General features: G+C 71.4%; 19 protein-coding genes. 10 read left to right on the forward strand and 9 right to left on the reverse strand.

Annotation, left to right across the window (positions count from 1 at the left end; genetic code table 11):
• Positions 1-86 precede the first annotated feature (86 nt).
• Together ABZS58_RS23960 and ABZS58_RS23965 are read left to right on the forward strand one after the other, a co-directional pair.
• Positions 87-884: a hypothetical protein gene (locus ABZS58_RS23960; RefSeq protein ID WP_354784921.1), complete on the forward strand. Its 798-nt coding sequence runs from the start codon at positions 87-89 to the stop codon at positions 882-884.
• Positions 881-1,096 carry a hypothetical protein gene (locus tag ABZS58_RS23965; RefSeq protein WP_354784923.1) on the forward strand — a complete coding sequence of 72 codons (216 nt, stop codon included), beginning with the start codon at positions 881-883 and terminating at the stop codon, positions 1,094-1,096. The genes ABZS58_RS23960 and ABZS58_RS23965 overlap by 4 nt, the downstream gene beginning before the upstream one ends.
• Positions 1,097-1,136: 40 nt before the next feature.
• Here the strand turns inward: ABZS58_RS23965 and ABZS58_RS23970 are convergent, their stop codons facing one another.
• The 5 genes from ABZS58_RS23970 to ABZS58_RS23990 all read right to left on the reverse strand — a co-directional run bounded on the left by ABZS58_RS23970 (position 1,137) and on the right by ABZS58_RS23990 (position 6,580).
• Positions 1,137-1,967, reverse strand: coding sequence for a hypothetical protein (locus ABZS58_RS23970; RefSeq protein ID WP_354784925.1), 831 nt, complete (start codon positions 1,965-1,967; stop codon positions 1,137-1,139).
• An 81-nt stretch (positions 1,968-2,048) separates the two neighbouring features.
• Positions 2,049-4,682: an FtsX-like permease family protein gene (locus ABZS58_RS23975; protein ID WP_354784927.1), complete on the reverse strand. Its 2,634-nt coding sequence runs from the start codon at positions 4,680-4,682 to the stop codon at positions 2,049-2,051.
• Positions 4,676-5,344 carry an ATP-binding cassette domain-containing protein gene (locus ABZS58_RS23980; protein WP_354784929.1) on the reverse strand — a complete coding sequence of 223 codons (669 nt, stop codon included), beginning with the start codon at positions 5,342-5,344 and terminating at the stop codon, positions 4,676-4,678. Before ABZS58_RS23980 ends, ABZS58_RS23975 begins: the two co-directional genes overlap by 7 nt.
• Before the next feature lies 1 nt (position 5,345).
• Positions 5,346-6,026 carry an ATP-binding cassette domain-containing protein gene (locus ABZS58_RS23985; RefSeq protein ID WP_354784931.1) on the reverse strand — a complete coding sequence of 227 codons (681 nt, stop codon included), beginning with the start codon at positions 6,024-6,026 and terminating at the stop codon, positions 5,346-5,348.
• Positions 6,023-6,580, reverse strand: a complete 558-nt coding sequence (locus ABZS58_RS23990) for a hypothetical protein (protein WP_354784933.1) — start codon at positions 6,578-6,580, stop codon at positions 6,023-6,025. Before ABZS58_RS23990 ends, ABZS58_RS23985 begins: the two co-directional genes overlap by 4 nt.
• Before the next feature lie 103 nt (positions 6,581-6,683).
• Between ABZS58_RS23990 and ABZS58_RS23995 the strand changes: the two genes are divergently transcribed.
• A complete protein-coding gene (locus ABZS58_RS23995; RefSeq protein ID WP_354784935.1) occupies positions 6,684-7,889 on the forward strand; it encodes a hypothetical protein in 1,206 nt (401 codons plus the stop codon).
• Positions 7,890-7,932: 43 nt separating this feature from the next.
• Here ABZS58_RS23995 and ABZS58_RS24000 read toward each other — a convergent pair whose 3' ends face one another.
• Together ABZS58_RS24000 and ABZS58_RS24005 are read right to left on the reverse strand one after the other, a co-directional pair.
• A complete protein-coding gene (locus ABZS58_RS24000) occupies positions 7,933-8,550 on the reverse strand; it encodes a hypothetical protein (protein ID WP_354784937.1) in 618 nt (205 codons plus the stop codon).
• Between the two features lie 318 nt (positions 8,551-8,868).
• On the reverse strand, positions 8,869-11,094 hold the full coding sequence (locus ABZS58_RS24005; RefSeq protein ID WP_354784939.1) for an ATP-dependent RecD-like DNA helicase: 2,226 nt from the start codon (positions 11,092-11,094) through the stop codon (positions 8,869-8,871).
• 354 nt (positions 11,095-11,448) lie between these two features.
• On the opposite strand from ABZS58_RS24005, the gene ABZS58_RS24010 reads away from it, so the two are divergent.
• From ABZS58_RS24010 to ABZS58_RS24035, 6 genes are all read left to right on the forward strand, one after another.
• Positions 11,449-11,979 carry a hypothetical protein gene (locus ABZS58_RS24010; protein WP_354784941.1) on the forward strand — a complete coding sequence of 177 codons (531 nt, stop codon included), beginning with the start codon at positions 11,449-11,451 and terminating at the stop codon, positions 11,977-11,979.
• A 116-nt stretch (positions 11,980-12,095) separates the two neighbouring features.
• The gene (locus tag ABZS58_RS24015) at positions 12,096-12,488 is read left to right on the forward strand and encodes a hypothetical protein (RefSeq protein WP_354784943.1); all 393 of its coding nucleotides are present in this window, start codon (positions 12,096-12,098) and stop codon (positions 12,486-12,488) included.
• Positions 12,489-12,817: 329 nt separating this feature from the next.
• On the forward strand, positions 12,818-13,180 hold the full coding sequence (locus ABZS58_RS24020; RefSeq protein WP_354784945.1) for an SHOCT domain-containing protein: 363 nt from the start codon (positions 12,818-12,820) through the stop codon (positions 13,178-13,180).
• 231 nt (positions 13,181-13,411) lie between these two features.
• Complete coding sequence (locus tag ABZS58_RS24025) at positions 13,412-14,275, forward strand: hypothetical protein (RefSeq protein WP_354784947.1); 864 nt, start codon at positions 13,412-13,414, stop codon at positions 14,273-14,275.
• Between the two features lie 24 nt (positions 14,276-14,299).
• Positions 14,300-15,610 (forward strand): Dyp-type peroxidase, encoded by a 1,311-nt coding sequence (locus ABZS58_RS24030; protein WP_354784949.1) that lies wholly within the window; start codon positions 14,300-14,302, stop codon positions 15,608-15,610.
• A 29-nt stretch (positions 15,611-15,639) separates the two neighbouring features.
• The gene (locus ABZS58_RS24035) at positions 15,640-16,509 is read left to right on the forward strand and encodes a hypothetical protein (RefSeq protein ID WP_354784951.1); all 870 of its coding nucleotides are present in this window, start codon (positions 15,640-15,642) and stop codon (positions 16,507-16,509) included.
• Between the two features lie 131 nt (positions 16,510-16,640).
• Here the strand turns inward: ABZS58_RS24035 and ABZS58_RS24040 are convergent, their stop codons facing one another.
• Together ABZS58_RS24040 and ABZS58_RS24045 are read right to left on the reverse strand one after the other, a co-directional pair.
• A complete protein-coding gene (locus ABZS58_RS24040) occupies positions 16,641-17,225 on the reverse strand; it encodes a TetR/AcrR family transcriptional regulator (protein ID WP_354784953.1) in 585 nt (194 codons plus the stop codon).
• On the reverse strand, positions 17,218-18,054 hold the full coding sequence (locus tag ABZS58_RS24045) for an alpha/beta hydrolase (RefSeq protein ID WP_354784955.1): 837 nt from the start codon (positions 18,052-18,054) through the stop codon (positions 17,218-17,220). Before ABZS58_RS24045 ends, ABZS58_RS24040 begins: the two co-directional genes overlap by 8 nt.
• A 202-nt stretch (positions 18,055-18,256) precedes the next feature.
• On the opposite strand from ABZS58_RS24045, the gene ABZS58_RS24050 reads away from it, so the two are divergent.
• The gene (locus tag ABZS58_RS24050; RefSeq protein WP_354784957.1) at positions 18,257-18,901 is read left to right on the forward strand and encodes a DedA family protein; all 645 of its coding nucleotides are present in this window, start codon (positions 18,257-18,259) and stop codon (positions 18,899-18,901) included.
• Positions 18,902-18,910: the final 9 nt, after the last annotated feature.

Consider the following 18,910-nt stretch of genomic DNA (forward strand, 5'->3'; position numbering starts at 1 on the left):
ACAGGATCTTCACAGGCGATGAACCCCAGGCGGCACACTGACCTGAGCCACCAACCGGGTCCAACCCGCGGAGCAGGGGGTCACGAGTGACACAGCATGCCGTCTGGGGTCTGGGTACGGCCACGTTCATCGCCGCGTTCGTCGAGTTCGTCGAGGCCCTCACGATCGTGCTGGCCATGGGTCTGACCCGCGGCTGGCGCTCCGCACTGATCGGCGCCGCCGCCGCGCTGATCGCCCTGGCCGGGTTCACCGTGGTGGTCGGCTACGCCCTGGCGACCTGGCTGCCCCGGTCCGTGCTGCAGCTCGTCGTCGGGGTGCTGCTGCTCATCTTCGGTCTGCAGTGGCTGCGCAAGGCGATCCTGCGCAGCGCCGGTCTCAAAGCGCTGCACGACGAGGATGCCGCGTTCGGGCGGGAGACCGCCGCCGCGCGGACCGCCGGCCGCGACCGCCGGTTCGGGTTGGACTGGTTCGGGTTCGTCGTGTCGTTCAAGGGCGTGTTCCTGGAGGGTGTCGAGGTCGTCTTCATCGTCATCACGTTCGGGCTCAACGCCGGGAACGTGCCCGTCGCCGCCGCTGCCGCGGTCACCGCCGGGATCGTGGTCGCCGCCGCCGGCGCGGTCGCCGCGAAACCGCTGTCCGTGGTCCCGGAGAACACGCTGAAGTACGCCGTCGGGCTGCTGCTGGCCACGTACGGCACGTTCTGGGCGGTCGAAGGGCTCGGGGCGCTGCACGGCGGGACGAGCCTGGCCTGGCCGGGTGGCGACTGGACGCTGCTGGTCATCCTCGCCGGGTGGCTCGCTCTGTCCCGGCTCCTCGTCCTGGTCCTCCCCCGGATCCGCCCGGCACACGTGACGGGCCCTGTAGCGAAGGAGCCCGCGGCATGACCGTCGTGCGTGGCGTCTTGCGGTTCCTGTACGACTTCGTCATCGGCGACGACTGGAAGGTCGCCGCCGCCGTTGTCTCCGCTCTCGGCATCGGCCTGGCGCTGCTGGCTCTCGGCGCTCCCCCGGCGATCACGGTGGTCCTCACCGGCGTCGCCGTCGCCGCAGCGTTCACCGCTGCCGTCCTCATCGACGTACGCCGGACCGGCAGCTGAGCAACGGTCAACGTGCCGCTGCCGTGCTCCGGCGGTTAGCTCAGTGGGGCCGGGCGGCGGGGTGCTGACGCCGGAAGGTGAGGATCGCGATGATGACACCCAGCAGCACGGCGGAGGCGGCGTAGCGGTCCAGGGCGAGGCCGCCCTTGGCGAGTGGTTTGTCGAGGAAGTCGCCGACGACGGCGCCCAGCGGCCGGGTCAGGACGAACGCCGCCCAGAACAGCAGTGCGTGCGGTAGGTGTGTCCAGCGGTACGCGGCGGCGATGGCCGCCAGCAGGGCGGTGAACAGCAGGGCGCCGCCGGTGTATCCGAGCCCGGCCGTGTCGGCGGTCCAGTCGCCCAGTGCCGTTCCCAGCGTCTGTGAGCACAGGATGGTCAGCCAGTAGAACCCTTCGGTGCGCGGTGTCCGGACGCTGGTCACCGCGATCGTGCCGGTCGCTCTGTGCCACAGGCCGAAGGAGGCGAGCAGGCAGATGAACAGGATCGTGGCGCCGCCGGGGTAGCCGATGCCCAGGTCCCGGTCGACGTAGTCGGCGATCGTGGTGCCCAGTGTCGTTGTCGCGGCGATCGTGAACCAGTAGATCCACTGGTTGAATCGTGCCGCCCGGATCTGCAGGATCACCGAGGCCGCGAAGGCGAGCGCGAAGATCAGGCTGCTGGTCAGGTAGCCCAGTCCCATCGACATGGACAGCGAATCGCCACCGGTCTCGCCGAGGGTGGTGGCGAGAATTTTGACGACCCAGAATCCGAGGGTGATCGCCGGTACCTTCGCGATGAAGTCGCGGAGTTGGCCGGCCGACGCGTCAGCCGGGCCGGCTGCCGAGGGGGCACCTGTCTGCGGCGTTTCGAAGGGCAGGCGCGGGTGAGGCATGAGCGGACTCCGTTCTGCCGGTGACCCCGGAAATTGGACAAATCACCACCAGATGGTATACCTACAATCTGTAGGAGATGGTCACTCGCTGCGGACCAGGGTCAGGTCGGGACGGCGGGTCCGCAGGACCAGGACGGTCACGGTCACGGTCACCGCACCGGCGATCGCGGCCACGACACCGACGAGATACGTCCACGGCACGGCGGGCGAGTCCGGCGGCGGGTCGAAGACACCGCTGAGGGTGGTGACGAGGACCTGGGCCAGGCCTGCGCCGAGGGCGGCGCCGAGCAGCAGCGCCGGGACCGTGACGACGGCCGCCTCCGCGGCGACGAACCCGGCCAGGTGCCGCGGCCTGGCCCGCAGGACGCCGAGGATGGTGAACGTGCGCCGCCGCTCGGTCAGGTCGACGGCGAGGACCAGCCCCGCGGCGGCGACCGCGAGCGCCAGGGCGAACCCGAGCTCGATGCGGGTGAGCCCGGCGAGGTCGACACCGGTGAGGCTGGAGCCCACCAGGGCACGACCGGCGGTGATGTCGGTGATCGACGGTCCGGTGCCGACCCGGTCGCGCAGGGCGGCGGCGACGGCCGCCGGGTCGCTGCCGGTGGTGTCGACGAGGTGCGTGTCGGCGCCGGCACCGGCCTGCGCCGTCACGTAGTCCTGGTTCGCGACCAGGAAGCTGTCGGTGGGTGCGGTCGGGAACTCGTTGACGACGCCGAGGAAGTGGAACGTGACCGGGACCTGGGTGCCGGTCCGCGGGTCGGTGACGCGCAACGTCAGCCGGTCTCCCGGTTGCAGCTGGAAGTCCACCACGGTCTCCGCGGACACCAGGACGCCGTCGGGCTGACGGTCGAGGCGGTGCATGAGGTCGGCCGCGGTGCCGCCGGTGAACCAGGCGTCGGCGAGGTGCGCGCCGGTGGTCACCGTGCCCGGGTGGACGGCGTACAGGTCCTGCAGGTCGGCGCCGACGTACGCGTACCGGTGCTGCATCGTCTCGACGTGCCGGACGCCGGGCGTCGCGCCGATCGCGGCGGTGAGGCCGCCGGGTGCGGTGCCGGGCGCGGCGGTGACGGTGACGTCGGCGCCGTTGGTGAGGCGGGCGTCGACCTCGGCCTGCTGCCGGTAGGTGGCGGTGAACACCGACGTGGAGACCGCGAACGCGACCGCGCAGGCGATGAGAGTCGCGGCGGTCGCGATCGGGTGCCGGCGGCGGTGGAGGGTCGCGGCGACCGTCCCGGACAGCGGACCGGCGACGGGCCGCACCAGCGCGGTGAGCGCCGGCCGCCCGTACCGCAGCACGGCCGCGACGAGACGCCACGCCAGCAGCGCCCCGCCGAGCCACAGCAGCGCGGGACCGGCGAACGCCCAGTAGTCGACCGAGATCCGCGGCGCGCCCTCCGGCGCCAGGACGACCTGGTAGCCGTGGGCGGTGGTGACCCTCAGGATCAGGGCGGCGCACGCGAGGGCCAGCACGTCGAGGCCCAGCCGGAGCGCGAGCGGCAGCCGGCCCGTCGGCACCTCGCCGCGGGCGCGGGCGTCGGTGACGCTGCCGGTCCGCAGTGCCCGCCACGCCGGGAGCAGCACGGCGCCGGCCGCGACGAGAAGCCCTGCGGCGCCGGCCGCCAGGTACCAGACAGGTCCACCGGCGGCGCCGAAGACGGCGGTGCCGAGGGTCGCGGCGGTACCGGCGCCGAGGGCCGCGCCGGCCAGGCCGCTGATGACGGCCTCGGCCGCCGCGGTCGTCAGGACCTGCCGGGTGGTGGCGCCGCGGGTCCGCAGCAGCGCCTGCTCCCGCTGCCGGCGCGGCGCGGCGACCGCGACGAGGGTGGCGGTCAGCAGCCCGGCGACGACCACGCCGGGGGTGGCCAGGAACAGGAACAGCACGGTGGCGTAGGCGGCGTCGGAGCGGGCCGCGTCGAGTGCCGCGCCGAGGTTGTCGGTGGTGTGGCCGGCGCCGGCGAGGGTCGCGTCGAGGTGCCGGGCGGCGCCGGTGGCGGCCGTGTACGCCCGCTGCGGGTCGGCCGGCAGGTTCCTGGCGGTCCGTACGTGCAGCTGCCCGCTCACCAGGTCAGGCCGGGTGGCCCGCAGCGGGTCGAACAGCTGCGCGAACACGGCGTCCGGCAGCAGCAGCACGTTGTCCGGCGGTGCGGTGACCACACCGCCGGTCGCGCCGCCGGTCGCGAGGAGGGTGTCGGCGTGCGGCAGGTCGACGATCCCCGTGACGGTCACCTCGGCGGCGGGCAGGCCGGGCCGCTCGACGGTGAGCACGGTGCCGGGGACGGCACGCAGGTTCGCCGCGGTCTGCTGGGCGAGCACGGCGCCGTCACCGCTACCGGCCAGGACGCGCACCTGCCGGGGAAACGTGTCCCGGTATCCGGGCGGCAGGCCGAGGACGACGGCTGCGCCGGTGGTGCTGACGGTGCCACCGTCCCGGTTGGACAGTGCCGGCGCGCCGGCGTAGCGGACCGGCAGTGCCGTGGTGACGCCGGGCTCGGCGCGGGTCGTGGCGAGCGCCGCGGCCGGGTCGGCGCCGGCGTCCAGGTGCACCTGCCAGTCGACGTCGACCGGGGCGACGGCCCGGTGGGTCATTGATGCCTGCGCGCTGCCGAGGAACGCGCCGATGGTCGCGAGCAGGGCGACGGCGGTGGCGATGCCGGCGGCGGTGCCGAGCAGCCGCACGGCGCGGCGGCGCAGCAGTCCGGCGATCCAGGTCAGCATGCCGCCTCCGCCGGTGCCTGCACGACGCCGTCCACCATCTGCCAGCGGGTGCCGATCCGGTCGGCGACGGCCGGGTCGTGGGTGGCGACGACGAGCGCGGCGCCGATCCGGGCGGCGGCGGCGAGCAGGACGTCGACGAGGTGCGCGGCCGCGGCGGAGTCGAGGGCCGCGGTCGGCTCGTCGGCGACGATGAGGTCCGGTCCGGCGGCGACCGCGCGGGCGACCGCGACGCGTTGGGCCTGGCCGCCGGACAGCTCGTGCGGCAGGCGCCCGGTGAGGTCGGCGAGCCCGAGCAGGTCCAGGGCCTCCGTGGCGGCCTGCCGGGCCGCGCGGGTGGTGTGCCCGGCGAGCAGCAGCGGCAGCGCCACGTTCTCCCCGGCGTCCAGGGTGGGCACCAGCGCCGGGCGTTGCAGGACGACGCCGATCCGGCCGGGCCGGTCGCGGGGGTGCCCGTCCAGCGCCGGCCAGCGGGCGGTCCCGCTGCTCGGCTCGTCGATGCCGGCGACGAGGTGCAGCAGCGTGGACTTGCCGGACCCGGACGGGCCGGTGACCGCGATCCGGGCACCGGCGGGCACGGCACAGGTCACGTCGCGGACCGCGGTCGCCGGTCCGAAGCTGCGCACGAGGTGCAGGCCGGTGAAGGCGTCGGGGCTGTCTGTCATGTCAGTCGTCCTCCATGCCGGTGATGCGCCCGTCGCGCAGGTCGATGACCCGGTCGGCGGCGCGGGCGACGGCGCGGCTGTGGCTGGCGACCAGGACGGCGGTCCCCGCGGCGGCGCGAGCGGCGAGCAGTCCCAGGACCGCGCGTTCGGTGACCTCGTCGAGCTCGCCGGTCGGCTCGTCGGCGACCAGGACCGCCGGGTCGTTCGCCAGGGCCACGGCGAGGGCCGCCCTGGCCACCTGGCCGCCGGACAGCTCGCCGGGCAGCGCGTCGCCGCGCCCGTCCAGCCCGACCGCGGCCAGCCGGGCGGTCACGTCGTCGGTGCCGCGTCGGTGCCGGGCGAGCCGCCGGGCGAAGCGGATGTTCTGCGCGACGGTGAGGTGTTCCAGGAGGTTTCCGGACTGGTACAGCACGCCGATGTGCCGGGCCCGCAGCCGGGCCCGTGCCGCCTCCGGGCGGCGGGTGATGCGCCGCCCGGAGACCCACACGGTGCCGCCGTCGGGCTCGTCCAGGCCGGCGACGCAGGCCAGCAGGGTCGACTTGCCGGACCCGGACGGCCCGGTCAGCGCGACCCGCTCCCCCGCGTCCAGCTGCAGTGAGACACCGCGCAGCGCGAGGACCTCCTCGTCGCCGCTGTGGAAGAACCGGAAGAGCCGTTCGGCGCGGATCGCGGGCGTGGTCACGGCAGCCACCGGACCGAGTCGGTGACCGTCCGCCACGGATCGACGTTGTCCGCGCCGTGCGGCCCGGCGAGCGTGACGGTCAGCAGGTCCGCCGGTGTGTGCCAGAACGAGTACCGTTCGACGTCGTCGTTGACGACCTTGCCGGTGACCGGGTCGGGTGCGGCGTCGGCGCGGTATGTGACGAGCAGCACCGGACCGGCGGTGCGCTGCACCTCGGAGACCTTGCCCGGGGTGAACCCGGTGGTGGTCCCGCGCAGCGCGGTCAGATCGGCCTGGCCGGCCGCGGCGTCGGGTGCCGTGGCGCGGGTGCCGAGGCTGACGGTGATCGTGTTGAGTTTGTCGGTGAACGTGCTGGTGCCGCCGGACTCCGCGCGGGACCACCCCTCAGGCACCTTGATCGAGTACCGGTCGCCCGGCGGCCGGTACTCGACGAACGCCTGGTTGTCCGGGATGTCCCCGGCGCCTCCCTGGTCCGGTGCACTGGTGCGGCCGCAGCCGGACAGTGCCAGACCGGCCACGACGGTGACCGCCACGAGCATGCCGATGGTTCGCATGACCGGCACCGTAGGCGCGGCCGGCTGAAGGCACGCTGAACGTGGGCAGGCCCGCTGTCAGCTAGTACACACTGCGTACTACGGGATATGTACCATGCGGGACATGCGTCGTTCGTTGAGGATCTTCGTCGCGCTCGTGCTCGGCGTCGTGGCGGGAACCGGCGCCTACGTCGGCTACGCCGCGATCCGCAGCGGCCAGGATCTGACGTTGCCGGCGCCGGCGGGTCCGCACCCGGTCGGCCGGACGATCCTCGAGTGGACGGACCAGGACCGCACCGACCCACTCGCACCCACCCCCGGCGCACCGCGCACCCTGTCGGTCTGGCTCTGGTACCCGGCCGCACCGGCACCCGGCGCCGGGCCCGCGCCGTACGCTCCGGGCGCCTGGTCGCAGCTGCATCCCGGCGGCCTGCCCGGCCTCGCGGAGACCGGCTTCGACCACGTCCACGGCCACGCGTTCGACGGCGCTCCGGTCGCGGCCGGCCGGTTCCCGGTCGTCGTCCTCGAACCTGGGCTCGGCTTCTCCGCACCGCAGTACAGCACCCTCGCCGAGGACCTGGCCAGCCACGGCTTCCTGATCGCCGGCGTGACACCCACCTACACCGCCAACCTGACCGTCCTACATGGACAGCCGGTGCACGCCTCCGAACGCGGCAACCCCGCCGGTTTCGACGCCGCCGACCTGCACACCGGGCAGGCACAGGCCGACGGCGACCGTCTGGTGGGCGTCCTCGCCGCCGACGCCCGGTTCGCGGCCGCCCGCGCCGCGGCGCTCGATGCCGGCGGGCCCTTCGCCGGCCACGTCGACGCCACGACGATCGCCTACGTGGGCCACTCGTTCGGCGGTGCCGCGGCACTGGAGGCCTGCCGCACCGACGACCGGTGCGCGGGCGCCGCCGACGTGGACGGCACCCAGTACGGCGAGGTCGTCCGCACCGGGCTGAGCAAACCGATGATGCTCCTCGGCAGTGAGGACTCCTGCGTCACCGGCACGTGCCCGACCCCCGGGACCGACCTGGACACAGCCCGGGCACTCCTGGACGCCGACACCGCACCGGCGTGGTGCTACCAGATCCGCGGGGCGCGGCACTTCAACTTCAGTGATCTCGGCGTCCTCTACCTCGCCGCGCCGCTGCGAGCGCTACTCGCCCTCGGTCCTGTCGACGGCCGAAGCGCTCTCGCGATCACCGGCGCCTACCTCGCCGCGTTCCTCGGCCTCACGCTGCGCGCCGAGCCGCAGCCGCTCCTGACGGCCGCGACCGGCCCGTACCCGGAGGTCGTGACCAACCGGACACCCGGACGATGCTGAAAACCCGGAGGCTGCTGCGGGCGCCCGCAGCAGCCGGGAAGCTCTACCTGCCCGCGTGGGTATTCTGCGTGAAGGTGGCAAGGTCGGCGCTGACGTCGTACATGACGTTGGCACCGTCCTTCGTGCCCAGCACGTCGTAGGAGCCATCGGGATCCTTGCGGACACTGGTCACCGTGACCGTGGAGTTCTTGGCCTTCATCGCGGCGGTCACCTTCGCCGCCTCGTCGCCGGTGACAGCGGTGTCGTTCGAGCCACCCCCGCCGTGACCCCCCTTGCCGCCCCCGCCGTGCCCGCCGCGTCCGGCGTTGAGGGTGAAGGTCTTCAGGTCGGCGCTGACGTCGTACATGACGCTGGCGCCGTCCTTCGTGCCCAGCACGTCGTAGGAGCCGTCAGGATCCTTGCGGACACTGGTCACCGTGACCGTCGAGTCCTTCGCCCTCATCGCGGCCGTCACCTTCGCGAGCTCGTCGCCGGTCACGGCGGTGTCGGACGAGCCGCCCTTGGCGCCGTTGCCCGAGCCCGCGGCGGTGCTGGACGAGGCGCCCGGTGACGGGGAGGCGGTCTCGGCGCTGGCCAACGACGCGGCCCCGAAGATCATGATGCCGGTCGCCGTCAGGCCCGCCGCTGCCAGACCGATCCGCTTGATGTGCTTCGTCGACATGCTCATCGCTCCTGTTACCCCCCGGCGCAGGCCCTCTGCCTGCGCTTTCGTGATTCACAGCGTCCGGAGCGAACCTGGGTGAATGCTGTCAAGAACCTGCCGTGCACCTGGCACCCCAGGTTCTTAGACGGCGCTTACGACAGCTCTTAGCAAACCCTTATGCACCACGTCAGGCTCGAACAGGTCGGCGCCGGCGAACCGGACGCCATAATCCTCGACGTGCGGAATGCCCACCATCCTTCGGACCCTAACGGAATGGTCGACGCGCACAGGTGGATTGTCTGGTCGGCTTGCCAACGGAACAGCCGATCAGCTGGGTTACGTGGTGAGTCGGTGGGTGAGCGCGGTATGCCGCCGACCTGCCCCGACGGTCCGTACCGCAGCGGCGAGGGCACGAGGGGAGCCGACGAGGACGACGAGCTGCTTGGCGCGGGTGACGGCGGTGTAGAGCAGGTTGCGTTGCAGCATCATCCACGCGCTGGTCGTCAGGGGGATGACCACGGCCGGGTATTCGGAGCCCTGGGAGCGGTGGATGGTCATGGCGTAGGCGTGGGCGAGTTCGTCGAGTTCGTCGAAGTCGTAGTCGATGGACTCGTCCTCGTCTGTGCGCACGGTCAGGGTCTGCTCGGTGGTGGAGAGGGCGGTGATGACGCCGAGGGTGCCGTTGAACACCCCGGCCTGCCCTTTGTCGTAGTTGTTGCGGATCTGGGTGATCTTGTCCCCGATGCGGAACACCCGGCCGCCGGATCGTCGTTCCGGCAGGCCGTCCCGCGCGGGGGTGAGCCGCTGCTGCAGCAGGCCGTTCAACGCGCCGGCGCCGGCGGGGCCGCGGTGCATCGGGGCGAGGACCTGGATGTCGCGGCGCGGGTCGAGACCGAACTTCGCCGGGATGCGGGTGTACGCCACGTCGACGGTCAGCGCGGCGGCCTCGTCGGTGTCCTCACACGCGAACAGGAAGAAGTCGGTCATCCCCTGCAGCTGCGGTGGCCTGCCGGCGTTGATGCGGTGCGCGTTGACCACGACCCCGGACTTGGCGGCCTGCCGGAACACCTGCGTGAGCCGGACCTGTGGCACGTTGTCGGCGGCGAGGACGTCGCGGAGGACCTCCCCGGCGCCGACGGACGGCAGCTGGTCGACGTCCCCGACCAGGAGGACGTGCGCGCCGGGCGGGACGGCCTTGATGAGCTTGTTCGCGAGGATCAGGTCGAGCATGGAGGCTTCGTCGACGACGAGGAGGTCGACGTCGAGGGGGTTGTCCCGGTCGAAGGTGGCGTCGCCGCCGGGGCGTAGCTGCAGCAGCCGGTGCACCGTCCCGGCCGGGTGGCCGGTGAGCTCGGCGAGGCGTTTCGCGGCCCGGCCGGTCGGCGCGACCAGGGTGACTTTTGCCTTCTTCGCGGCGGCGAGGGTGACGATGGAGCGGACGGTGAAGCTCTTGCCGCAGCCGGGGCCGCCGGTGAGCACGGCGACCTTCGACGTCAGCGCGAGGCGCACCGCCTGTTCCTGCTCCGGTGCGAGGGTGGCGCCGGTGCGGGTGTGCAGCCAGGTCAATGCCTTGGGCCAGTCGACGTCGGCGAAGTGCGGCATCCGGTCGGCCCGCTCCCGCAGCAACCGGTTGAGGGCTCCGGCCAGGGCTGTCTCGGCCCGGTGGAACGGCACCAGGTACACGGCGGTCACCGGCCCGTCCGGTCCAGGCAGCTGTTCGCGAACCACGCCCTCGTCGGCGGCGAGGGTGTCCAGGCAGGTGCCGACGAGCGCGGCAGGGACGTCGAGGATCTTTGCCGCGTCGGTGATCAGGTTCGCCTGGGGTAGGTAGCAGTGCCCGGAGTCGGTGGCCTCGGACAGCGTGTACTGCAGGCCGGCTTTGACCCGTTCCGGGCTGTCGTGCGGGATGCCGACCGCTTGCGCGATCGTATCGGCGGTCTTGAACCCGATGCCCCAAACGTCCGCTGCGAGCCGGTACGGCTCGTTCTTCACCACCGAGATCGATGCGTCGGTGTACTGCTTGAAGATCCGCACTGCGAGGGACGTCGACACCCCGACACCCTGCAGGAAGACCATCACCTCCTTGATCGCCTTCTGTTCCTCCCAGGCAGCGGTGATCTTCGCGGTGCGTTTCGGACCCAGGCCGGGGACCTCGATCAACCGGCCCGGTTCTTCCTCGATGACCCGCAGCGTGTCCAGACCGAAGTGGCCGACGATCCGTTCGGCGAACACCGGCCCGATACCTTTGACGAGGCCGGAACCGAGATAGCGTTGGATGCCCTGGATCGTGGCCGGCAGCACGGTGGTGTAGGACTCGACCTCGAACTGCCGACCGAACTTCGGATGACTCGACCACCGCCCGACCAGCCGCAGACTCTCCCCGGGCTGCGCGCCGAGCAGCGCCCCGACCACGGTCAGCAGCTCATCGCCGCCACGGCTGGTCGCCACCCGGGCGACCGTGTAGCCGGTGTCCTCATTGACGTAGGTCAGCCGCTCCAGCACCGCCTCGAGGACGGCACCCTGCGGACGGGTCGAGGCGGCGGTCGCGGTCACGGCGACCATCCTGCCCGCTCACCCACCCCACCCGCCAGCCCACCCAGTCCGCCGGTGCCGGCCGCGCGGATACCAAAGTTGATCTTGCCGTAGGAGCAGAACCATCCGGACGGGCAGTCCGCACCGGCAAGGCTCGTGGCGGGGCGGGCGACGGTGACGACGAATCTGCCGACGCTCTAACTGATGTCGGACGGTCCGGTCTGGACGCCGCCTGCGACAGAACCGGAATCCGTGACCGGTAGCGGCCGTGCTGCGGTCAGGCTGCCATCCGGCGCGGGTGACGCGGCCGGCGGGCGGGCCGGGAACCCTTGACTGGTACGTGCAACCGTCTGGTGTCATGCGCCGTCGAAGGTGTCGCGGTGTGTGGCCGGACCCGTCGACACAGGGGTGTCCATGACCAGTTCCACCGCCCAACGTGGCCGGACAGAGACCAGCGAGCGGGAAGGCGAAGAAGGTCCGCTGCATCCGTTGCTTCTCGCCGCGTTGATGGCGCGCCGCGAGGACCGTGGCGACAGCATCATCGAACACCCGCTGCTGCTCGCCGCGCTGGCCCAGCGCCGCCGTGACGACGAAAGCGAGGGCGGCATCGAACACCCGCTGCTGCTCGCGATGCTCGCCCGGCGCCGCCGCGACGACGAAAGCGAAGGCGGCATCGAACACCCGCTGCTGCTCGCCATGCTCGCCCGGCGCCGCCGCGACGACGACGCCGAGGGTGGCATCTTCGAACATCCGCTGCTGCTCGCCGCGCTGGCCCGCCGTGGCCGCGACGACGACAGCGAGGGCGGTATCGAACACCCGCTGCTGCTCGCCATGCTTGCCGGCCGCCGCAAGCGGCGGGGCGAGAACCTCGTCGAACACCCGCTGCTGCTCGCGGCCATGCTGTCCCGCCGGTAGCCGGCCGGTCGCCGGTCAGCCCCGCGCGACCCGACATCCGAACGCGATCCGCCCTCCGGCCCACATGTCCTTGAGGGCGGGTCGCGCCATCCGTGCAACTGAAGGAGCCATCTGCCGTGGCGGCTGAATCGTCAGCATCCAACGACCCAGGACAGCATCAGCAGGTCGAGGCGTTGATCGACGAGCTCATCTCGGAGATCCTCAACAGCAGCGACGCCGGGCAGTCCACGAAGTCCGCTGGACGGGGCCGTCCCTCGTCGCCGGCGGGCCTGTTCGACACCCTCCGCTCCATCATGGCCCGTACCGCCCCCGGCGCATCCATGCTGGAACGGCTGCTGCTCGCCGAAGCGATCGCCGGCATCCTCGCCGACGCGATCGCACCCGCCCTCGCCGACGCGATCGCGCCCAGGATCATGAAGGCCCTGGAACCGACCGGCGAGGCGGAGGCAAAGCCCACGGCCGCCCGGTCCCATCCGACCGAGCGGACCCGCAAAGCCGACGCAAAGTGACAACGAGCAAGGGCGGCGGGCCGGTACCGTGAACTGCTTACCGGCCCGCCGCACAATCAAAGGTCACGGAGACATGCCCGATCGAGGCGGCGCCGAGCACGAGCAGCCAGATGCGTGCGCTGCCACAGGAGTACAGGCCGAAAATGATCTCGGCCGAGCGCCGTCATCCTGCCCGGGTGAGGCACCGAGACGGGCCGAGCCGCGACCGTCACTCCCCGTGGGCGAGGCGGCTCGACAGCGACCTGGTGACCGTTACAGGTGGCACAGCTGCCCGCACGGACAGCATGCACGGATGAGGAGGACAGATGTCTTCGTATCCGCTGTTCGATGTGTTCCTGACCATGGTGTGGTACTTCGTCTGGTTCCTGTGGATCTTCCTGGTCGTCACCGTACTCGTCGACGTGTTCCGCAGTCATGACCTCAGCGGGCTGGCAAAGGCGGGCTGGACGATCGTCGTTGTCGTGCTGCCGTTCGCGGGCGTGCTCATTTATCTGATCGCGCGGGGCGACCGGATGTTCGTGCGCAAGGCCGGCGATCTGCAGGACCGAGAAGCGCAGTTCCGGGCGTACGTCAGAGATGCAGCCGGCGGCGGGGGAATCGCCGAGGAGCTGACGAAACTCGCCGAGCTACGGCAGCGTGGCGTGATCAACGAGTCCGAGTTCGAACGCGGCAAGACCAGGATTCTCAGCTGATCGGCACGATATAGAAGGAACCACCACGAGCGAGATGATCGCAATCGAGTACAGCGACGTCGCCACCGCGAAGACCGTCCGGTGACGGCGCTGCGCGAGGAGCGCCCCGCTTGAGGTGGTTGCAGACGGTGACGCGGGGTATACCGCACCGTTGGCGATCTCCTGGACGGTCGTGTCTACCCGGCGGAGGCTGGGCGCAACCCGGCGGAGCTCGACAACCGGTTCTCCACCATGACCGAGGTCCGGCGGGTGACCTGGTCGGCATACGAGGACCCGCAGTGGTCTGACCCGGGGCGGTTCCAGCAGGGGATCGCCGGCTCGCTCGAGCTGTTCTTCTGGGCCTGGGTGCCGTTCCAGGATTTCGTGACGGAAACCACCGGACATCCGGTACCGGTGTACCAGCGCATCGACCAGGCCGGGTTCCAGACCCCGCTCGACGAGCGGGTGCTGGCCGACACCGACACCCTGTTCGTGTTCGGCCTCGATCACATGGTCACCGGACAGGACGCCGCGCCGGAGGAGGTCGAGGCGTTGCGGAAGTGGACCGAGCGGGAGGGCACCTGCCTGGTGCTTGGCCCGCACCACGACGTCGGGGCGGGCGACGACCTGGCCGTACGCGATTTGGAGTACCACCACCACGGCGACGCCCTCGTGCCCCGCCAGCAGCGGTTCGGCCGCTACACCCGGTCACTGATGGAAGGGCTCGACATCCCCGTCGAGAACCGCTACGGGCTGCGCCCGGCAGTGGTCGAGCCGAACCGGATCGCGCCCCTGTCCATCAGCCGCGACCTGGACACCAAGGGCTGGCTGACCGGGGTGACCAGCTTCAACTTCCACATGCACCTGCCGCACTACGCCGTGACCACCGCCGACCCGAACGCCGTACACGTGTTGGGCAGGCAGCCGATCGACCGCTCCCGGCCACATCCGTTCACCGAGGCCGGCAACACCGAGTTCAACATGTTCCTGTGGCTGCCCCCGACCGGAACCCGGGCCGGTGACGTGCTCATGGCCGACTCGACGATCTTCAGCTCGCTGTTCGGCGGCGACGAGAGCCTGCGCAACTTCTGGCGCAACATCGTCACGCCGAGATAGCCGCGAGCGGGCATGGAAGCGGCCATGGACCTGCACGACATCCAGCGCGGGGTGCTCAGCCCTCGCCCGTCGCCGTACGCGGCGACCTACATCGCGTTCCGTGTCGATGACCGCAAGGACGGACGGGAGCTGATGCGCCGGGCGAGCGCGGTGGTGACGTCGGCTGCGGACACCGTAAGCCCGCTGGATGAGGCATGGGTCAGCGTCGCGGTCACCCAGCACGGACTGCGCGCGCTCGGCGTGCCGCAGGAATCGCTCGACACCTTCGCCTGGGAGTTCCGCCAAGGTATGGCAGCCCGGGCGACGCAACTGGGCGACAACGGCGACAGCGGCCCGCAGCACTGGGAGCCGCCACTGGGAACACCCGACGTCCACGTGGTCCTCGTCGCGCTCGCACCCGACGCACCGCGGCTGGACGCGGCGATCGACCGGGCCCGCCCGGCATACGAGCGGCTGCCCGGGGTGACCGCGATCTGGCGGCAGGACTGCTCCGCGTTGCCCACCGAGACCGAGCCGTTCGGCTACCGCGACGGCATCAGCCACCCGGCGGTCGAAGGCAGCGGCATACCCGGATCCAACCCGCTGGAGGAACCGCTGAAAGCCGGCGAGTTCGTGCTCGGCTACCCCGACGAGCTCGGCGGCATCCAGTCCCCCCAACCGGAGGTGCTCGGCCGCAACGGCAGCTACGTGGTGTTCCGCAAACTGCACCAGCGGGTCGCGGCGTTCCGCCGCTACCTGCAGGACACCTCCACCGGCCCCGACGACGAGGAGCTGATCGCCGCCAAGATCATGGGCAGGTGGCGCAGCGGCGCCCCGCTGGCGCTGAGCCCGCTGCACGACGACCCGCCCCTGGGCGCGGACCGTGCCCGCAACAACGTGTTTCTCTTCCAGCGCGACGATCCGGCCGGATTCGCCACACCCGGCGGCTGCCACATCCGCCGGGCCAACCCCCGCGACGCCGCCGTGGCCGGCGCGCCACGCCTGCACCGGATGATCAGACGCGGCACCGCCTACGGCCCGCCGCTACCCGACGGCGTCCTGGACGACGACGGCGCCGACCGGGGCCTGATGTTCGCGTTCGTCGGTGCCCACCTCGGGCGCCAGTTCGAGTTCGTCCAGTCACAGTGGATGAACGACGGGGTCTTCTTCGGCGGCGGCGACGCCCGGGACCCGATCGTCGGCTCCAACGACGGCCCGGGCCACTACACGATCCCCCACCGGCCGGTCCGACGGCGCCTGCAGGCCATGCCCAGATTCGTCGTCACCCGCGGCGGCGAGTACTGCTTCATGCCCAGCCTCAGCGCGCTGCGGTGGCTCGGCAACCTGACCGGCTGAACCACGGCGACCGGGAGGGGGAAGGGCCGATGGGCACGCTGCATCTGCTGTTCAACGCGGTCACCGTCATCTTCATCGCGGCCACCATGTTCGCCGCCGGCCTCGGATCGACCCTGTCGGCGCTGCGGACCGCCGTCACCAACCTGCCCCTGCTGCTCCTGGCCCTGGTGGCCAACCTGGCCGTGATCCCGCTGCTGGGCTGGGGCCTGGCCGCGATGCTCGGCCTCACTTCCGCGCCGTTCATCGCGATGCTGCTCGCCGCATCCTCACCAGGCGGACCCTTCGGCGCGAAACTGGGCATGGTCCAGCACGGCGACGTCGTCACCGGCGCAGCGATGCAGGTCTTGCTCGCCGCCATCGGCAGCATCACCTTTGGTATCACCGCCAACGCCCTGCTCACCGCAGCGAACGTCGGCGGCGCGATCACCCTCGACGTCGGCGTCTTGGTGCGCACCGTGGCGATCCTGCAACTCGTGCCGTTCGCCATCGGGCTGCTGCTGCGCCACTACGCACCGGATACCGCACTGGCGTGGCACCCCGCCGCGGTCAAGGTCTCCAACGTGACGTTCCTGCTCGTCCTGGCAGGCATGCTGCTGGGCAACTGGCACGACGTCATCGCCCTGCTCGGCACCCGCACCCTGCTCGCCGGGTTTCTCTTCTCGGCCACCGCGTTCGCGGTGGGAACACTGCTGAGCACAGGTACCTGGGTACGCCGAACCACTCTGGGCGGCGTCGCCAGCGTACGCAACGCCGGCCCTGCACTGGCCGCCGTTGGCCTCGCGTTCGACGACGAACCATCCATTCTCGGCGCCCTCGCCGCCGTGCTGCTCAGCGGACTGGCCGCCGCCATCCCCCTCGCCGCCGTCCTTGGCCGACGCCGAAGCCCGCCCACCAGCTGATCAGGCACGAGGCGGCCCAGGCCGCTCCTGGGGGTAGGCCTGACTGGATGTTCGGCCTCGTGTCCGCTGGGTCGTCAATGCGCGACCGGGGGCGCTCGCCGGTGGCGTGGGGCCCGCTTCCGGGCCGCCACTTAGGCGTGGGCCAGGTTCGGCAGTTTTGCTTTGAGGCCCTGGTCGATGAAGCCGATCATCCAGGTGAAGCTGTCATCGATGTCGGCGTTGATCTGGAAACTGCCGATCGCTTCCAGGGTCGCGAATCCGTGCAGGATGCTGCGCAGCATCCGCAGTGCGTGGATCTCCTGATCAGGGTTCAGTCGGTAGCCGTGCAGCATGGCCGTCCAGGAGGCAAGGACCCGACCGACGGCCGGAACCAGCGGGTCATCGGGCCCGGTGGGGCGGGCGGCGTTGCCTGCCGCATACCTGCCGGGGTGTTCCAGCACGTACCTCCGCATGGCGTGCGCGCCGGCGGCGAGGGCGTCGCTGCCGGCTCGCCCCTGGGTGGCATCGCGAATGGCATCCGCGAGTTCGGTCATGGCCAGGACGGCGATCCGGTGGGCGAGTTCGGCCTGGCTGGCGACGTGCTTGTAGAGCGAAGGGGTCTTGACGCCGAGCCGTTCGGCCAGCAGGCCCATGCTGAGGTTGTCGAATCCGATCTCGTCGACCAGCGCGGCCGCGGCCTCGGTGACCGAGGCCGGGCCGAGCCCGGCCCTAGGCATTGGTCAGCGTCTTCGCCAGGAACGGCAGGGTCAGTGCGAGGACCTGGTCGGGAGTCTGGGCGTGCGGGTAGTGGCCGGCACCCTCGATGACCGCCAACTCGCCGAGGCCGGCGGGCAGGTCGGCGACGATCTTCTCGCCCTCGGCGCGCGGGTCGGCCCAGTCGGGGTCGAGGCTGCCTTCGATGATCAGGACGGGGCAGGTGACGTTGGGCAGCTCGGCGCCGGCGTCGGTTGGCGCGCTCTTGCACATGGCCTGCAGAGCCTTCATCCGGCCGGGTTCGCTCATCTTGGCCTCGATCCGGCCCAGTTCCGCTGCCCAGTCGGCGGGCTTGGCCGGGTAGGCCAGGTCGAGGTATTTCTTCCAGGCCGACAGGCTTCCCAGGATCATGGTCATGCCCAGCTGGGTGGAACCGGCCCGGTAGCGCTTCACCCGGAGCAGCCCGCCCAGGGGGACCGACTGCTTGCGGGTGAACGGCGCCAACTCGATGACTCCTGTGATCAGATCAGGCGCGGTGGCGGCCGCGATAGTCGCGGCGCCACCGCTGATCGACTGGCCGATGATCACGGCCGGACCACCCAGATGGCGCACCACGGCAACCAGATCACCGGCGATGTCGGTGCGGCTGTAGCCGTTCCAGCCGAGGCTGGAGTCACCACAGCCGCGGATGTCGACGTTGGCGACCCGGTAGCCGGCCGCGACCAAGGCCGGGGCGATGAAGCGGTAGGAGTGCCGGCTGTCACCCATGCCGTGCGCGAGGACGACGAGGGGGCCCGCTCCGGTCACGTCGTAGGCGAGGGTGTTGCCGTCGATGCTCAGGTACTCGGTCACGATGCCCTCCACGGCTTTGCTAACTGAGTTAGCTAAAAGCTAGCGTCATTAGCCTTGAGTGTCAACGCGGCTCTGCGGCGCTCCGGCAGCTTCTGCAAGGCCGGTGAGGGGCCTGGAGGACCTGCACGCCCGATGACCGCCGCCGTCGTTCAGGCCGCCTTCAGGGTCCGCTTGCGATGCTGCGGGCAGGAGCGTGATGACGATGGCACACCTGGTGCTCATGATGTCGGCGATGCCGGTCTGGGCCGTGTACGTGGTGGTGACGGCGTTGGCGTTCGGGGAGTCCGCGGCGTTCGTCGGGCTGGTGCTGCCCGGGGAGACCGCGCTGCTGCTCGGTGGAGTGCTCGCCGCGGCGGGGCGGGTCAGCCTGCCGGTGATGGTGGCCGCGTCGGTCGTCGCGGCGGTCGTGGGCGATTCGGTCGGCTACGAGATCGGCCGGTACGGCGGGACCGCCATCCGCGACAGCCGGGCCGGCCGGTTCGTGGGTGCGGACCGGTGGGACCGCGCCGAGGCGTACATGAGCCGCCGGGGCGGGTGGGCGGTGTTCGCCGGACGCTGGGTCGGGCTGATGCGGGCACTGATCCCGGCGCTGGCCGGCATGACCCGGATGCCGTACCGCCGGTTTCTGCTGTACAACACCGCCGGCGGGGCGTTGTGGGCCACCACGGTGGTCGTGGCCGGCTACTTCGCCGGTGCGTCCTGGCAACGGGTGCAGACCTACCTGGGGCACGCCGGCGTCGTCGTGTTCGTCGTGGCCGCGTCGCTCGCGACGGTCGTGGTGGCCGCACGGCGGCTCGCCAGGCGGCGGGCCGGCACGCCCGGCGACCGTCCATCGTCCGATCGGTGACATTTCCGT

It is taken from the genome of Dactylosporangium sp. NPDC005555, assembly GCF_040605635.1.
Lineage (GTDB): Bacteria > Actinomycetota > Actinomycetes > Mycobacteriales > Micromonosporaceae > Dactylosporangium.

Bases quoted from the DNA above. Each gene is read 5' to 3' on its own strand.
- ABZS58_RS23965 (WP_354784923.1), top strand. From the start codon at position 881: ATGACCGTCGTGCGTGGCGTCTTGCGGTTCCTGTACGACTTCGTCATC.
- ABZS58_RS23970 (WP_354784925.1), bottom strand. From the start codon at position 1,967: ATGCCTCACCCGCGCCTGCCCTTCGAAACGCCGCAGACAGGTGCCCCC.
- ABZS58_RS23975 (WP_354784927.1), bottom strand. From the start codon at position 4,682: ATGCTGACCTGGATCGCCGGACTGCTGCGCCGCCGCGCCGTGCGGCTG.
- ABZS58_RS23980 (WP_354784929.1), bottom strand. From the start codon at position 5,344: ATGACAGACAGCCCCGACGCCTTCACCGGCCTGCACCTCGTGCGCAGC.
- ABZS58_RS23990 (WP_354784933.1), bottom strand. From the start codon at position 6,580: ATGCGAACCATCGGCATGCTCGTGGCGGTCACCGTCGTGGCCGGTCTG.
- ABZS58_RS23995 (WP_354784935.1), top strand. From the start codon at position 6,684: ATGCGTCGTTCGTTGAGGATCTTCGTCGCGCTCGTGCTCGGCGTCGTG.
- ABZS58_RS24000 (WP_354784937.1), bottom strand. From the start codon at position 8,550: ATGTCGACGAAGCACATCAAGCGGATCGGTCTGGCAGCGGCGGGCCTG.
- ABZS58_RS24005 (WP_354784939.1), bottom strand. From the start codon at position 11,094: ATGGTCGCCGTGACCGCGACCGCCGCCTCGACCCGTCCGCAGGGTGCC.
- ABZS58_RS24025 (WP_354784947.1), top strand. From the start codon at position 13,412: ATGACCGAGGTCCGGCGGGTGACCTGGTCGGCATACGAGGACCCGCAG.
- ABZS58_RS24030 (WP_354784949.1), top strand. From the start codon at position 14,300: ATGGACCTGCACGACATCCAGCGCGGGGTGCTCAGCCCTCGCCCGTCG.
- ABZS58_RS24035 (WP_354784951.1), top strand. From the start codon at position 15,640: ATGGGCACGCTGCATCTGCTGTTCAACGCGGTCACCGTCATCTTCATC.
- ABZS58_RS24040 (WP_354784953.1), bottom strand. From the start codon at position 17,225: ATGCCTAGGGCCGGGCTCGGCCCGGCCTCGGTCACCGAGGCCGCGGCC.
- ABZS58_RS24050 (WP_354784957.1), top strand. From the start codon at position 18,257: ATGGCACACCTGGTGCTCATGATGTCGGCGATGCCGGTCTGGGCCGTG.